Origin of the sequence: Staphylococcus sp. GDX8P114P-2, assembly GCF_017892945.1 — a bacterium.
In the GTDB taxonomy this organism is placed as follows: domain Bacteria; phylum Bacillota; class Bacilli; order Staphylococcales; family Staphylococcaceae; genus Staphylococcus; species Staphylococcus arlettae.
Genome location: NZ_JAESMB010000007.1, coordinates 83,669 through 99,252, shown reverse-complemented (window position 1 = coordinate 99,252; position 15,584 = coordinate 83,669). Strand labels below are relative to the sequence as shown.

Genomic DNA, 15,584 nt, shown 5'->3' with positions numbered 1-15,584 from the left:
TAATTTAAAGAATAAACCCTAATCCAAAACCTTCTAATTCGCCTGTATAATAACCACCGGTCAATTGTTGCGCTTTGTTATGTTGCAATGTGCATGTCATAAATGCGCCCTTATAATATGAACGAGGTGGTTGAGGTGTGATATCTAGGTGAATATCAGTAACACCTAATGATTTAAAAAATTGTTCCCAACGTGTTAATGCTTGAATCGTACTATGATCTACTGTGTAAAGTTGTGTTAATAGTTTAAGTTGGTCTGTAGTTTTTGTCATTAATAATTGAACGATTGGATGTGCTGTACCTAACTGCTGAGATAATTCAGAAATGTTGCGTTCTTGTATTAACTTCAAAATTTGAGCGTTTTGTTCTTTGTCTGCTAAGAGTAAATCTATTAACTGATAGTGACCTAGAATGACGAATTCAATATCATCTTGTAAAGTTGATTTAATAAAATCATAAAAGGTTATAAAATCATTTTGCATATCATTAATAGTAGGGTTGTAATGTTCAATACCTAATTGTGTATTAACAATATTATCGCGAATAATAGGACCAGAATATGCCACTTTATTATTAGGTGATGGATAATTGCTATAATAACGTAATAATTGATCTGTAAAGTCGTTACGTAACGCAAAAATCTGATGGTTATGTTGCCAAAAACTTCGTTCAGTCATTTGTTGTAAATCATCTTGTGTTAATGTAGGCCACGTTAATGATTCTATAAAACTGAAGTCCACAAGTTGATAATCTGCTTGTTCAAAATGTTTTAGAAATGCGAGTTCTTTTTCTTTATTTCTGATTAAAGTTGTTGCATTTGTCATAATACCATCCTTTGCGATTTACTTTTATTCTCTACCGAAGTAAAGGATTAAATGATAAGTTAAACTTTAACATATCTATGTTTTTAATTCAATAAATATTCTGAATATTTATTGAATTAAAAAAGTGATGAAGAAATTCTGTAAGTAACAGTAAATATCTCCATCACATTTGAACTTTAAACAAATTGTTCATACAGTTTTTGATAAGTTAAAACTTATATTTAATGTGACATTAAGTTAGCACCATGTTGAATATACTCAGACATATCAGTTGCAGGGACCATATTACCACCCGTAGACCAAACTATATGTGTAGCATTTTCAAAGTTAAATTGTTGTGATTGTTGTAAAGTTGGAATTATACCTGCAAAACCAGCAGTTGCAGAAGGTTCGACTTGAATGTGTTCATTTTTATTTAATAAGTATAAATATTTGTACATCATGTCATCTGTAACGGTAGCACATCCTAATAATATTGGCATCATGACTTCACCAACGAGTTTAGAAGGACGCGAGACTGCTAAACCATCAGCCGACGTTTTACCATCGATGCCTATATCGGTAACGACAATTTGATCATGAAGTTTTGTTATCATACCTAATGTCATACAAGGTGCGTGAGTTGGTTCTGCAAATAAACAATGAACATGCTCACCAAAAACAGTTTTGAGGCCATAAGCAACACCTCCAGGACCACCACCTACACCACAAGGAAGATAAACGAACAATGGATGTGTTGCATCTACCTTAATATTTTGTGCATCTAGTTGAGTCTTTAAACGTAGTGCAGCTACACTATATCCCAAAAATAAATCTGTAGAACCTTCATCATCAACGAAATGGCATGTAGGATCATCAGCAGCAGCTTTGCGTCCGTTTGCAACAGCTACCTGATAGTCTGATGTATGTTCAATAACATTAACTCCCAGAGAACGTAAACGCGCTTTTTTCCATTCACGCGCTTCATTAGACATGTGCACATTGACATTGAAGCCTAATTTTGCACTCATAATGCCAATACTAAGGCCTAAGTTACCTGTAGATCCTACTGCTATGGTGTATTGTGAGAATAACTGTTGATAATAGGGGGAAGATAAAATACTATAATCATCTTCTAACGACAGGCCACCTTTTTGTTGAGCAATTGTTTCCGCAAATTTTAATACTTCGTAAATTCCACCGCGCGCTTTAATTGAACCTGAAATAGGTAATGCGTGATCACATTTTAAAAATAATGAACCCGGAATAGCAGTGTGAAAGTGATGTTCAAGCGCGCTTTGCATATTAGGGATTTCCATTAATGGGGATTCAATTAAACCATCAGCTTCGCTTGTTTCTGGAAATACTGTTTGAATATATGAGCTGAAACGGCGTAATCGTTGTTGTGCCGCTTCTATATCACTAAGTGAAAATTGCTGTGGTGTCGTCATTCCGTAGTTCGGATTTAGCCACAATATAGGTCTATAATCTTTTAAAGATTGGAGTTCTGGATAGTGTGTTACAAGATTGGAATAAATAGTCATATATTAACCTCCGTTACTAAGCTTGATAGTAATTTTATTATATCAAAAGTGACAGTGCTTAGTGGACGAGAAGATGTGCCAAAAAAAGAGTCAACCACACTTTATGTAAGTGAGAGTTAACTCTTTAATATTTATATTATTTATCTTTTAAAGCTATTTTTAAATTTTGAAAACCATCCACGTTTAGATGTGACTGGTGTGGCATAGTTTTGCGTTTTGAAAGCTGTTAATGAGTTGCCATATTCTATTGCTTCTTGCATTAAGTACGCTTGAGAGTTTAATGGTGACAAATTATTTTGAATGTAGTGATAATTGCCGGCTGCATCTTGATAACGACCTTTTTGATTATCTGATAACTGTAAATTTAAATAATTTATTAAACGTTGGCTAATCTCTTTATCTTCTACAGGGAAAAGGATTTCTACACGTTTTATCATATTTCGAGTCATGGCATCCGCTGATGATAGATAGATATTGTCCTCGCCATTATTATGGAAATAGTAAATACGTGAGTGTTCTAAGAAACGGCCGACAATACTTACGACTTCAATATTGTCACTTATACCAGGGATTCCAGGTTTCAAGCAACAAATTCCTCTAATGATGAGCTTGACAGTAACACCGGCACGAGAAGCTTCAAATAATTTTAAGATAATATCTTTATCAGTTAATGAGTTCATTTTCATCATGATTTTACCGTTGCCATATTGTTTATGTTGTATAATTTCATTATCGATACGCGCAATAAATTCATCGCGAATATCATAAGGAGCTACAATCAATTTATTATATTTAGGTTTGATTGAGTAACCACTTAAATAATTAAAGAAATTAATACCATCTTCAACGATAGCATTGTCAGTAGTAATAAGACCCATATCTGTATATATTTTTGCTGTTTTATCATTATAATTACCTGTGCCAAGATGGACAAAGGAAGTTAACTCATTGCCGATACGCTTAACGACAAGGGAAATCTTACTATGGGTTTTTAAATAAGTCATACCATAAATTACGTGACAGCCTGCATCTTCTAATTCACGTGCCCAATGTACATTGTTTTCTTCATCGAAACGTGCTTTTAATTCGACTAACACAGTCACTTGTTTTCCTTTTTCTGCAGCATCTTTTAAGCTTTGAATTATAGGAGAATCTTTACTAACTCTATAGAGTGTTTGTTTGATTGCTATGGTATTTGGATCGTTTGCCGCTTCGCGTACAAAATCTACAATCGGCTCAAATGTTTCATACGGATGATGGAAAAAGATATCACGTTTTAACGATAATTCAAAAATATCATTGTTTCCTAATGATTGTGGTATTTGAGGTGAATATTTTGGATATTTTAAATGTTTTAGTTTATTTGATAAGTGATCTACTAAACCAAATAACAAAGTTAAATCTAATGGTCCATCAACAAAGTAAATATGATCATCGTCTACTTCCAATTGATTTATTAACCATTGAATATCTTCGTAAGTAGTTGTTCTTCCATCTACTTCAAGACGTACAGACGAACCACTTTTACGTTCTTTTAAGAAACGTTCAATTTCGATTAATAAATCTTCAGCACCATCTTCGTGAATAGTTAAGTCTGCATTTCTAGTAATTCTAAAAGTAAAGGTGTTTAATACTTCAAAACCAGTGAAGAGGTAATTTATAAAGTACGTTATTATGTCTTCAATCATAACTACATACTGTTTATCACCATCATTTAAAGTGGTGAATCTAGGTATTAAAGATGGTATTTGCACAATGGCTGAATTAATAGCATCTTCAGTATCGATATCAACAAAAATATTTAAACTTTTATTATTTAATTTTGGAAATGGATGATAGGCATCAATACCTAATGGTGTTAATGTGGGTAAGATGCTTAATTTGAACTCTTGTTCTAAGTCAGCTAACAAATCATCGTTTAAACATTCAGGCTCAACAATTTCGACTTTGTATTGTTTTAATTCATCAACTAATTCATTATAGCGTTTATATTGTAAATTGACGTAGTGTTTATTTTTAATTTTAATTTGTTCAAGTTGTTGTTTTGGCGTTAATTGGGCTTTGTTTTCAGGCTTATCGTACCCCATCTTATATTGATCTTGTAAACCAGCTACACGAACCATAAAGAATTCGTCTAAATTAGAACTGAAAATTGATATAAAATTGAGTTGCTCTAACAGAGGGTTATTTTTATCTTCTGCTTCTTGCAAAACACGAAAGTTAAAATCCAACCAACTTAGCTCTCTATTATTATAATATTGTGGTAAATTCAAATCTTTGGATCTTAAATAATTTTGCATAATACTCGCTACACCTCGTTATAGTCTAAATTGCATAATAATCTTATTTTAACTTATCATATAAATATTAAGCGCGTGTAAAGTTAATAGAAAGTTTGTCCTTTAATATCTTTTCGATATGCTTCTTTTGTCGATTAGCTTGATATTCTTCAGCAACAGGTTCTCCCTCATAAAATACGTAAAGTGTGTAATCGCCTTTTTCTTTCTTTAGATAAATACGATCGACGACATTTGTTTGAGAGATATTCAATGCGTTAATAAATTTGATGATGCCACCTAATGACTGGATAGTATCTAATTCGTCTTGTACTAGCCATTTTGTTTCGTGACTGTAAAATTTCATTAATGATTTGTTTTTGAAACTTGCAAGTAAAGCAAGTTTGACACGTTCTTGATGTGTAAAACCTTCAATCATAGAATTAGCAATAATATAATAGGTATGTGGAGAACTTGAATCAGCATTTATAAAGCTCCCTAAATAATACAAATAAGATCCTTCCGCAAATAATCGTTTATCTGTCTTACTAATGTCTAAATGTTTTGTTTCTATCAATTGATTGAGTAAAGATAAGGCAAGCTTAACACGCTGTTTCGCACTTTTTTCTTCTATTTTATATTCATTAGCCAAATGATATAGCGCATCTTGGCGAATATTTTCTTTGTTGAACTGATCAGGAAATTGCTCGCTAATTAAATGCATCACATAGCCTTCACGTAACCCTTTACGTGAAAAAGTAAATTGGGTGGCATTGATTTTAGTGAATAAATTTTTAAATACTGCAACAGCCGGTAAAATGATATCTATTCGGTCACCACTCAAACCATCTACATCTTTTAATTCATCGCGTGATGATTTTTTGATTAGCGAAAATACTTCTTCAACATCTTTAGCACTCATAGAATAGTTGTGGACACCCCCTATAGGGTAGTCGTGTGCAGATTGATGAATACGCGCGACATTACGTGCAGACCCACCAACACCTACAAGAGCTACTTGAGCATCATTAAGCCAGTCTAATTGACTAAATTGCTTAATTAGAAACTTTTCCATATCTTTTATAGCATGTTTATCATTGTGCGGTTTGTCACTGAAAAATTTTTTAGTCAGCGTCACTACACCAAATGGGAAACTGTGGGCAGCTTTTAGCTGTTTATCTTTAAATAATGTTACTTCTGTAGAACCGCCACCGATATCGACAGAGATACCATCTGAAATATTTGTCGTATGTGTGATTGCATAATAACCATAAAAAGCTTCACTCTCTTCAGGGATAATACGCATTGTTATATTAAGTTGTTGTTCAATATGTTTGATAATGTCATCTCGATTAGTCGATTGTCTAATTGCTGCTGTAGCAATAGGGTGTAGTTCGTCTGTTGCAAATTTATCTGAGACACGTTTAAAACTACTCAAAGTTGTAGTTAATACTTCAATACCTTCTTGTGTCATCGTTAAATCATTAGTCAAATACTGACTTAAACGTGCAGGTGTTTTTATATTAAGTACTTCATCTAAACCAGTCTTTTTATCGAATTCAAATATCACTAAGCGAATGGTATTTGATCCAATATCGATTAAACCTATGCGTTTCATATTTGCCTCCTAGGTGTATATTGTTAAGTCGTGTTTTTTTTTATTTACCCTATCATACACGATTCAAATATATTTGTGGCAATTTAATTGTCAAAAATTGACTGAAATAGTAATGTCATTTTATTTGCTGAAGATAGGACCCCCAGGACCTAATGGCCAGCCTAATAAGAACCATATTATCATGAAGAGTGGCCACACAATGCCTAATACGATTGAATAGGGCATTAAACTAGAGAGTAAAGAACCCAGTTTCATTTTCGGATCATATTTTTGTGCGTAAGACAAAAGTAATGGTAAGTAAGGCATCATTGGTGTTATAGGATTAGTAATAGAATCACCTATGCGATATAACATTTGCGTAAATGCTGGATGAAATCCTACAAGCACTAACATCGGTATAAAAATAGGTGCTAAAATACCCCATTTAGCTGAAGCACTGCCTATAAGTAAATTTATAATTGAGCTCAGCAAAATAATACCTATAATAAGCACAATACCATTTTGTCCTTGGAGTAATGCTGCACCTTTAACTGCAACAATAATACCTAAATTACTCCATTCTAAAAATGCTAGTAGTTGTGCGGCAAAAAAGACAATAACAATAAATGATCCCATGGAAGACATAGAGTCTGCTAACATCTTGCCTAAATCTTTTGAATTCGCTAATTTTTGGGTCATAATGCCATATACTAATCCTGGTACTAAAAAGAGAATTAAAATAAGTAGTCCTACGCCATTAATAATAGGGGCATCATTTAATAAGCTGCCTGTTTTGGCGTTACGTAAAAAACTATTTTGAGGTATTGCAGTTACAACGATTAAGACGATTACAGCTACAAAACTAATATTCGCCCAAAATAAAGCGCGCTTTTCTTTTGGACTAATTGTTGTATCAGAATCCTCGCTAGTAATATCTGTATCACTGGCGTCATAAGTCCCAAGTCGAGGTATAACTATTTTCATTGTGACCCAATACACAGCAGGTAGTAAAACTACGACACTAGCAGCGATAAAATACCAATTCATTGCGACATTAGTTTGGATACTATCAGATACAATATTGGTAGCTGGTTTGGTAAATGCGTATAGTAGCGCATCTGACATACCTATTAAAAAGTTAGCTGAAAAACCACCTAAAGCAGCTGCATATGCCATAGCCAATCCTGCTATCGGGTGATAGCCTAATTTAATAAATACTATGGCAGTCAGTGGTGGTAAGACAATAGGAGCAGCATCACCAGCAGCATTACCTAAGATACCAATAATAATAATACAGGGAACGATAAATTTCTTTGGTGCTTTTTGTACTACTTGAATCATTAATTTATCAAAGTAACCTGTCTTTTCAGCAATACCTATACCTAACATTACGGACAGTACTAGACCTAAAGCAGGGAACTCAGAAAAATTTTGTATAGCATCATTAAAAATCATTGTGATGCCATCTTTACTAATAATGCTTTTAATGGCGACAGCATCACCTGTACCTGGATGTTTCACACTTACTTGAAAGAGTGAGACTACCCAAGTTATAACGGCCAAACCTACGCACATTAGAAAAAATAAAATGCTAGGATCAGGCAAACGATTTCCAACGACTTCTACGCCGTTTAAAGCTTTATGTACAAATGAAACTTTCGGTTTGTTTTGCTTTTTCATTGCAAATCCCTCCACGTTTGAGCTTATTCGAAATTATAACAAAGCTAAGATGAAAAAAACATAAATATTCTGAAAAATTGTATTTTTAGAAAAGAATCGTGTTATTATGTAGTGGACGAAGGCGGTGGGAATTAATAATGAAAGATTATGAACTATTTGTACAACAAATAATTGAAGATAAAGCGCAAGAGTTGCAAATGCTAAGCGATTTTATATGGGATCACCCAGAAACATTATATGAAGAATACGACTCGAGTGCTGAGATATGTAACTATTTAGAGCAACAAGGTTTTGATATTGAGCAGGGCATAGCCAATATTCCAACTGCTTTTTCAGCTACTTTTGGCAATAAAGGTCCAGTAATTGGATTGTTAGCAGAGTATGATGCATTACCTTCATTAAGCCAAGTAGCAAACATTACCTATAACAAACCAGTGGAGCACAATAAAGCTGGCCATGGGTGTGGTCATAATTTATTAGGGACAGGTGCTATCGGTGCTGCACTCGCAGTACAAGCTTATCTTGAGAAGTATAAACTTCCTGGAACTGTAAAAATAATTGGTTGTCCAGCTGAAGAAGGCGGATCGGGCAAAGGTTTTTTAGCGAGAGCGGGGATGTTTGATGACTTAGATTTAGCTTTAACTTGGCATCCTACACCTTTTAATGCAATTATGGCATTACGCTCATTAGCTAATTTCCAAGTTAAGTATAAATTTAAAGGAAAAAGTGCGCATGCAGCAAGTGCGCCACATATCGGTAGAAGTGCATTAGATGCTGTAGAACTGATGAATGTAGGTGGAAACTATTTACGTGAACACCTTATCCAGGATGCACGCATTCATTATGCTATTACGGATACAGGAGGTGTCTCTCCTAATGTTGTGCAAGCTGAAGCTGAAGTAGTATATTTAATCAGGGCACCGAAAATAGAAGATGCACGTGAAATTTATAAACGTGTCGATAAAATTGCACAAGGCGCAGCGTTAATGACTGGGACAACTATGTCCTCAGAGCTAATGTCTGCAGTTTCAGAATATGTACCTAATCAAACTTTAGAGCAAGTGGTATTTGATGAATTAGATAAAGAACGACAGATTAGTTATACATCTGAAGAACAAACTTTTGCACAAGCACTTTGGGAAACTTTAAGTGAGGAAGAGCAACAAACTGCTGTTAAAACGTATGAGAGCTTTGGAGTGTTACAAGATCAACATTTAGTTGAAGGGAAAAATTTAAGTGATGTCATTCATCCATATGAACCTACAACAAAAATAATGTATGGTTCTACAGATGTGGCAGATGTTAGTTGGAACGTTCCAACTGCACAAGTAACAACCGCAACTGCAGCTATAGGGACACAGTTACATACGTGGCAAATGGTTGCACAAGGCAAAAGTACGGTGGCACAAAAAGGGATGTCACGTGCAGCACGTGTATTAGCTCGAAGTGCGATTTATGTATTAGAACATCCAGAAAAATTAAAGGATATCGAACAAGAATTTGATCGCGAAATAGGACGCGATCAGTATCAAAGCCCATTACCTGAAGAGGTTAAACCTCCTGTACATAACATGGAATAAGAGAGAATTAGAGTAAACGGTGTTATAGCATTGTAGTGTTCTTAATTTTAATGTAATTGTAGGGAAAATTAAAAATATATCACAGATAAAAAAGCTTGGAACATGTGTAGTGTCCAAGCTTTTTACCTATAAAATAATTACCAAATGATTTGTTCTACTGTGTCATCATTTAAAGATTTAACGATTTCAGTTACTAATGCTACTGAATTTTTATAATCATCTGTATTTAAAACAGAGACATTAGAATGCATATAACGTAAAGCGACACCAATAGCTACTGTTGGAATTCCTTCATTTGCTACATGTATGCTACCAGCATCAGTTCCGCCACCAGGAGTAGAATCTAATTGAATACTAATATTATGCTTTTTAGCGATTTGTTTAATATGTTTAGTCAAACCAACATGGCCAACGTTACTCGCATCCATGATAATAACGACTGGACCTTCGCCTAATGCAGTTTCACTAAGTTGGGATAACCCTGGTGTATCATAGGCAACAGCAACATCGACTGCAATGGCTAAATCAGGTTTAATCGTATTAGCTGCAACTTTTGCACCACGTAAGCCAACTTCTTCTTGAACATTGGCACCTGCGTATAAATCAATATCAATTTGTTCATTTTTTAAGTTGTCTAGTACATCAATTGCAAGTGCACAACCATAACGATTATCAAATGCTTTTGCTGTTAAGTATTTATTATTAGCTAATGTTTCAAATTCACTATATGGTGTTACCATATTACCGAGCTCAATACCAAATTGCTCAGCTTCTTTCTTACTTTTCACACCAATGTCAATAAACATTTCTTTAATATCAACCGTCTTTTTACGTTCTTCTGGAGACAGTACATGAGGCGGTTTAGAACCAATAATACCACGTATTTTTTTACCTTCGTCAGTCGTTATTGTTACTTTCTGAGATAACATGACTTGGTTCCACCAACCACCAATCGGAGTGAATTTTAAGTAACCATTTTCATCGATTTTAGTTACAACAAAGCCAATTTCATCTAAATGACCGGCAACCATTAAAGACTTGCTACCATTAACAGCTTGCTTTTTCCCGAAAATGCCACCTAAGTTATCTTCGACAATTTCGTCACTAATAGGACTTAAATAATCATGCATCAAAGATTTAACTGTCATTTCATGTCCTGCAATACCATCTACATCAGTTAATGTTTTTAATAGTTCGACTGAATTTTTCATATATTAACCTCCAAAATAAAATAAGTGTTATTTATATTTTAGCATTTGTGCTAAGAAACGCTATTTATATGAATTCTTAGTAAAGTAGTAAGAGTAAATTTGTGTAATTAGAGATAATTTATGTTTCAATAGTAGTAATTATAAGAAGGGGGAATAATCGTGTCAGACGTACAACATTTAACTTTAGGTAAAAGTAATGCACCTGTTACAGTAGAATCATTTATTAACTTTGCTTGTCCATATTGTAAAAATTATTTTAAAGCAGCGGATAGTTATTTAACGCCATTAATTGAGCAAGGTAAAGTAAAACATGTAATTAAACATTTTGATAAAACAAAACAAGGTTTGTTAAAAGGAACAATCGCTAATTTTTATTTAGATTATGAGGATGTTTCTAGAACTTATCAATTAATTCATCATTTATATGAAACACAAGAAAGTTGGAAAACAAGTTTTAGTGCAATTGAACGTAAAATGGAAGATGAATTCAACTTAGCACTTAATAAAGCAGCAGACGAACGTTCATTAGCTATAACTGCAGAAGCATTTGAACGAGGAATAACAGGCATACCAACAGTATTTATTGATGGAGAGAAATTTGTTTTTAATCCCTTAGAAGATGATGAAGTGACAATCGTTGAAAAATTAAGTGAACAACTGACTACTGGATTGTAAAATAGTGGTTATAAGTTAATAAATAACTAAAGAGGTTGCAACTTTATAATTGTTGCAACCTCTTTAGTTATCATTGGTGTTCGATAAGCTTTAATTTGTAGTCGTGAATGGATTGCAGGTCACCATTATGTTGCTTCATAATAATATGTTCTTTGCTAATTTGAGTAGGGCTTGACACACCAACAGCTGCAGCAATATTAAACAAACCCTCATGTAGACTAGTCACATAATTGGTTACTCGGAATTTCTTTTCTTCGATGATTAAAGCCCGTTCTTTTTTTTCATCTGTAGTAGCAACGCCAACAGGACAAGTATTCATATGACATTGTTGGCTCATAATACAGCCGACACTAATCATCATTCCTCGTGCGATATTGACTAAATCGGCTCCAAGTGCGAGCGCAATTGCAATCTTGTCTGGTGTAATCAGTTTACCAGAAGCAAAGATTTTTACACGATCTCGTATATCGTACTTTTCTAATAGTCCTGATAGTATTGGTAAGGCTGTGAACAACGGAAGACCTACACCATCTTCCAGTTCTTGGAAGGTAGCACCTGTGCCACCTTCACCTCCGTCAATTGTTATAAAATCAGGAAATTGATTGGTGCGAATCATTGTCTGAATAAGTGTTTCGACTTCTTTAACTTTACTTATTACTATTTTAAAGCCTACAGGTTTTTGTCCAATTTGTTGCAAATTGCTAACCCATTCTAGTAAGTCATTGGGATTATTAATGTATGTGAAGCGGTTGGGTGAATTAATAGTTTTCCAAGGTGTTACGTTACGGATTTCAGCAATTTCTTCAGTTACTTTATTGCCTGCCATATGACCTCCACGTGTTTTAGCTCCTTGGGCTAATTTAATTTCAAAAGCTTTAACTTCAGCTGATTGTGCTAAACGTTTGAATTCTTCTTCATCAAAATTACCCTCCGCATCACGTACACCGAAAAGTCCTGGCCCTATTTGGAAAATAATATCTCCGCCACCTTTAAGATGATATGTTGATAAGCCACCTTCACCAGTGTTCATCCAAGTGCCTGCTTGACCTAATCCTTTAGATAGTGCAGTTATTGCTCGTTGGCCTAAAGCTCCATAACTCATTCCAGATTGACCTACTAAGCGTTTGAGTGTGAATGGGTGTGCTAATTGAGCACCTAACACAATGGCGTCGTCATCAGTTAAAAAATAAGGATCAATGTTGGTTTCTTCACGATGTTCATCGCGATTAAAAAGTCGTTCATTATCTATATGGTAGATAAATGTAGAAATCATAGATGACTGATCGATATTAAGTTCTGAAGTTTGAAGTGGAAACATCGTATTTTGAATGTAAAAGCCTTCTTTATAATCTTCTTGTGTACCAAAGCTTGCCATACGAGAATTATATTTACCTGCCACTACAATATTGATGAAATCATTGCGTGAAAAAGGTTTCCCTTCAGTATCTTCCAAAAACAGATATTGGCGCATTTCAGGACCAATTTTTTCAAAAAAGTAACGAATACGTGCTAATAATGGATAATTTCGGAGTACACTATGTTGTTTTTGTCGTTTATCTTTAAATAGTAGCACCGCCCCCAAAACGAGGCCACCAATTAAAAATACCACTATGATGACATTGACGATTAATTGTAGAACTGTTAAGACTGTCATTTTAAATCCCCCCTTATTATGTTCTATATTACAACAAATTCGTATTATTACAATTTGGAAGTGTTGTGAAGAAAAAAGAATTTTTGCAATTAAAAATGAGATATGATTATTTTTGAAAGTAATAGAATCACATCTATATATTATAAATTGGAGGCATGATATATTTAAGATATAAATTTTGAAAGGAATGGTAAACCATGTCCTCAAAGACTTCACAGAACACAATACATAACGAAGCAGACAATTATTGGCAACGTTCAAATTTAGTAAAAAGAGATTTTTGGTTAATTCCTATTTATCTAATTGCGACGAATATTTTAGTATTATTGTTAGTTTATTTAGTGACTCAATTTAATGTTGATTTTATAGAGTTAGAGCATCCTATTTATATTATAAGTTCTATTTTAAGCTCTGTTATATTGTTATATATTTTTTATTTAATGCATCGTAAACATCAAATTATCAATATTGCTCTCCAGCGATTTCGACAATTAAAACCATATACTATGTTATTTGTAAGTACTTATATTGCCAGTACAATTTTAATCTATATATATGAATGGTTAACGACATTTTTACCTGAATCGTTACAATATAGTGAAACACAGAACCAAATGGAATTGCTGTCATTATTTGATAATCCTTGGCTGTTACCGTTACTATTTATTGATATTGTTATTTTGACCCCGTTCGTAGAGGAAATGTTATTTCGCCATTTGTTGATTCATGAACTCGGGAAAAAGTTCACTTATACTTTAATGATTATTATTTCGATAGTGGTGTTTGGTTGCTTACATATGACAGGTGCACAATCACCCTTTGAAATCGGCAGTTATTTAATTCTTGGTGGTTCAATCGTTTTTGTGTATTTAATAACAGGCAAAAATCTTGCTGCTGCGGTAACATTCCATATGTTGAATAATTTGGTTGCATTTATCTTAATTGTGGTAACGTTATAATAATATTATTAGCGATATAAACTAACTGTAGGTTAAATGGTTCATTTAAATAATTTAACTATATTTATATTGCATTGAACATAGAGATTATGCAATAACTTTAACACTGTTAGTGAGTTAGAACATAAAACTGTAAGTAAGTTTTGGTAAGCTTGGAGGCGAAGTATGTGCTTGAGTTGAATCATGTTTCTTATAAAATTGATAAGCGTACTATTATTGACGATATTTCTTTAACCGTAAACCCGGGTGAAGCCATTAGTGTCCTAGGTCCATCTGGTAGTGGTAAGAGCACACTGTTTAGATTAATGAGTAATTTGCTGAGTCCGACGGAAGGGACAATAACGTTATATGGACATCCTTTTGAAGATATAGATCCTGAAACTTTGAGAATGGAAGTTAGTTTTTTATTACAACAAAGCGACTTGTTTGGTACTACCATCGGTGAAAACTTAGCTTTTCCAGCACTTGCTAGACAAGACAAGTTTGATAAAAGCAGGGCGAGAAAGTTATTAAAAAAAGTAGGTTTAGGTCATTATAAGCTAAATACTCTTGTACAACATTTGTCAGGCGGGGAACGTCAACGTATTACAATTGCACGACAACTCATGTATATACCAAAAGTATTACTGTTAGACGAAGCTACAAGCGCACTAGATGTACATAATAAGGAAAACATCGAAACATTTATTTTTGAGTTAGTGCAACAAGGATTAGCTGTAGTCTGGATTACGCATGATGATCAACAAAGTACGCGACATTTTGATAAACAGTGGCGTATTGTTGATGGAAAGCTACAGTCTGAGGAGGTATTAACATGAGTGTTACAGCCTTATCTTTAACTGCATTATTGTTACTCTTTCCAATTATTGTTTCGTATAAAGAAAAATTACATATTGCAAAAGATTTACTAATTGCTACAGGGCGTGCCATTATTCAACTGTTAATATTAGGATTTATTTTAGATTTTATATTTGATGTTAATCAACATTGGTTACTGATGTTATTTGTACTAGTTATTATCGTTAATGCTGCATGGAATACTATACATCGAGCATCGCCTATTATGCATCATGTGTTTTTGATTTCATTTAGTTCAATATTTATAGGTGTAGTTTTACCGTTAATGGGCGTTATCGTGACAGGTGCTATTGATTTCAAAGCCAATGAAGTGATACCTGTAGCTGGTATGGTTGCCAGTAATAGTTTGATTGCGATTAATTTAGCTTATCAAAATTTGGATAAAGAATTCGTTAAACAAATGGATGAAATTGAGGCGAAATTATCATTAGGTGCCGAACCTAAATTAGCTTCCAAAGCGACATTACGTGAAAGTATTAAAACGGCTATCGTACCTACGATAGATTCAGTGAAAACCTATGGGATTGTCTCTATTCCTGGGATGATGACTGGACTGATTATAGGTGGTGTTCCGCCATTAGAAGCGATTAAATTTCAATTGATGGTAATTTTTATTCATACTACTGCTACTATAATGTCAGCATTATTTGCAACATATTTAAGTTATAAACAATTTTTCAATCAACGTGATCAACTTATTGCAAACACAATAGATATTACAAAGCAATAATTAATGATGTTATTAAGC

The 15,584-nt window shown here is 33.8% G+C and carries 12 protein-coding genes; 5 read left to right on the top strand and 7 right to left on the bottom strand.

The genetic code is table 11. The annotated features are described in order from the left end of the window. Nucleotides 1-4: 4 nt before the first annotated feature. From KA845_RS02865 to KA845_RS02845, 5 genes are all read right to left on the bottom strand, one after another. Nucleotides 5-823 carry an ATP phosphoribosyltransferase regulatory subunit gene (locus tag KA845_RS02865; RefSeq protein ID WP_002510013.1) on the bottom strand — a complete coding sequence of 273 codons (819 nt, stop codon included), beginning with the start codon at nucleotides 821-823 and terminating at the stop codon, nucleotides 5-7. Between the two features lie 221 nt (nucleotides 824-1,044). Further along, complete coding sequence (locus KA845_RS02860; RefSeq protein ID WP_021459757.1) at nucleotides 1,045-2,346, bottom strand: D-serine ammonia-lyase; 1,302 nt, start codon at nucleotides 2,344-2,346, stop codon at nucleotides 1,045-1,047. 140 nt (nucleotides 2,347-2,486) lie between these two features. Then, nucleotides 2,487-4,646 carry an RNA degradosome polyphosphate kinase gene (locus KA845_RS02855; RefSeq protein ID WP_002510016.1) on the bottom strand — a complete coding sequence of 720 codons (2,160 nt, stop codon included), beginning with the start codon at nucleotides 4,644-4,646 and terminating at the stop codon, nucleotides 2,487-2,489. Nucleotides 4,647-4,713: 67 nt separating this feature from the next. After that, nucleotides 4,714-6,240: an exopolyphosphatase gene (gene ppx, locus KA845_RS02850; RefSeq protein WP_103388737.1), complete on the bottom strand. Its 1,527-nt coding sequence runs from the start codon at nucleotides 6,238-6,240 to the stop codon at nucleotides 4,714-4,716. Between the two features lie 120 nt (nucleotides 6,241-6,360). After that, nucleotides 6,361-7,899, bottom strand: a complete 1,539-nt coding sequence (locus KA845_RS02845) for an AbgT family transporter (RefSeq protein WP_210127784.1) — start codon at nucleotides 7,897-7,899, stop codon at nucleotides 6,361-6,363. A gap of 137 nt (nucleotides 7,900-8,036) precedes the next feature. Here KA845_RS02845 and KA845_RS02840 point away from each other — a divergent pair, with 137 nt between their 5' ends. After that, nucleotides 8,037-9,479: a M20 family metallopeptidase gene (locus KA845_RS02840; RefSeq protein WP_021459753.1), complete on the top strand. Its 1,443-nt coding sequence runs from the start codon at nucleotides 8,037-8,039 to the stop codon at nucleotides 9,477-9,479. Nucleotides 9,480-9,616: 137 nt separating this feature from the next. On the opposite strand, the gene KA845_RS02835 is transcribed toward KA845_RS02840, so the two are convergent. Then, the gene (locus KA845_RS02835; RefSeq protein WP_002510020.1) at nucleotides 9,617-10,690 is read right to left on the bottom strand and encodes a M42 family metallopeptidase; all 1,074 of its coding nucleotides are present in this window, start codon (nucleotides 10,688-10,690) and stop codon (nucleotides 9,617-9,619) included. Nucleotides 10,691-10,849: 159 nt separating this feature from the next. Between KA845_RS02835 and KA845_RS02830 the strand changes: the two genes are divergently transcribed. Next, nucleotides 10,850-11,365, top strand: coding sequence for a thioredoxin domain-containing protein (locus KA845_RS02830; protein WP_002510021.1), 516 nt, complete (start codon nucleotides 10,850-10,852; stop codon nucleotides 11,363-11,365). A 70-nt stretch (nucleotides 11,366-11,435) separates the two neighbouring features. On the opposite strand, the gene KA845_RS02825 is transcribed toward KA845_RS02830, so the two are convergent. Further along, entirely contained in the window at nucleotides 11,436-13,019 is a 1,584-nt protein-coding gene (locus KA845_RS02825) for an FMN-binding glutamate synthase family protein (RefSeq protein WP_002510022.1), read from the bottom strand. Between the two features lie 197 nt (nucleotides 13,020-13,216). On the opposite strand from KA845_RS02825, the gene KA845_RS02820 reads away from it, so the two are divergent. From KA845_RS02820 to KA845_RS02810, 3 genes are all read left to right on the top strand, one after another. Continuing rightward, complete coding sequence (locus KA845_RS02820) at nucleotides 13,217-13,978, top strand: CPBP family intramembrane glutamic endopeptidase (protein WP_210127783.1); 762 nt, start codon at nucleotides 13,217-13,219, stop codon at nucleotides 13,976-13,978. Nucleotides 13,979-14,145: 167 nt separating this feature from the next. Next, a complete protein-coding gene (locus KA845_RS02815) occupies nucleotides 14,146-14,796 on the top strand; it encodes an ABC transporter ATP-binding protein (RefSeq protein ID WP_002510024.1) in 651 nt (216 codons plus the stop codon). Continuing rightward, complete coding sequence (locus KA845_RS02810; protein WP_002510025.1) at nucleotides 14,793-15,566, top strand: ABC transporter permease; 774 nt, start codon at nucleotides 14,793-14,795, stop codon at nucleotides 15,564-15,566. The genes KA845_RS02815 and KA845_RS02810 overlap by 4 nt, the downstream gene beginning before the upstream one ends. Nucleotides 15,567-15,584 lie beyond the last annotated feature (18 nt).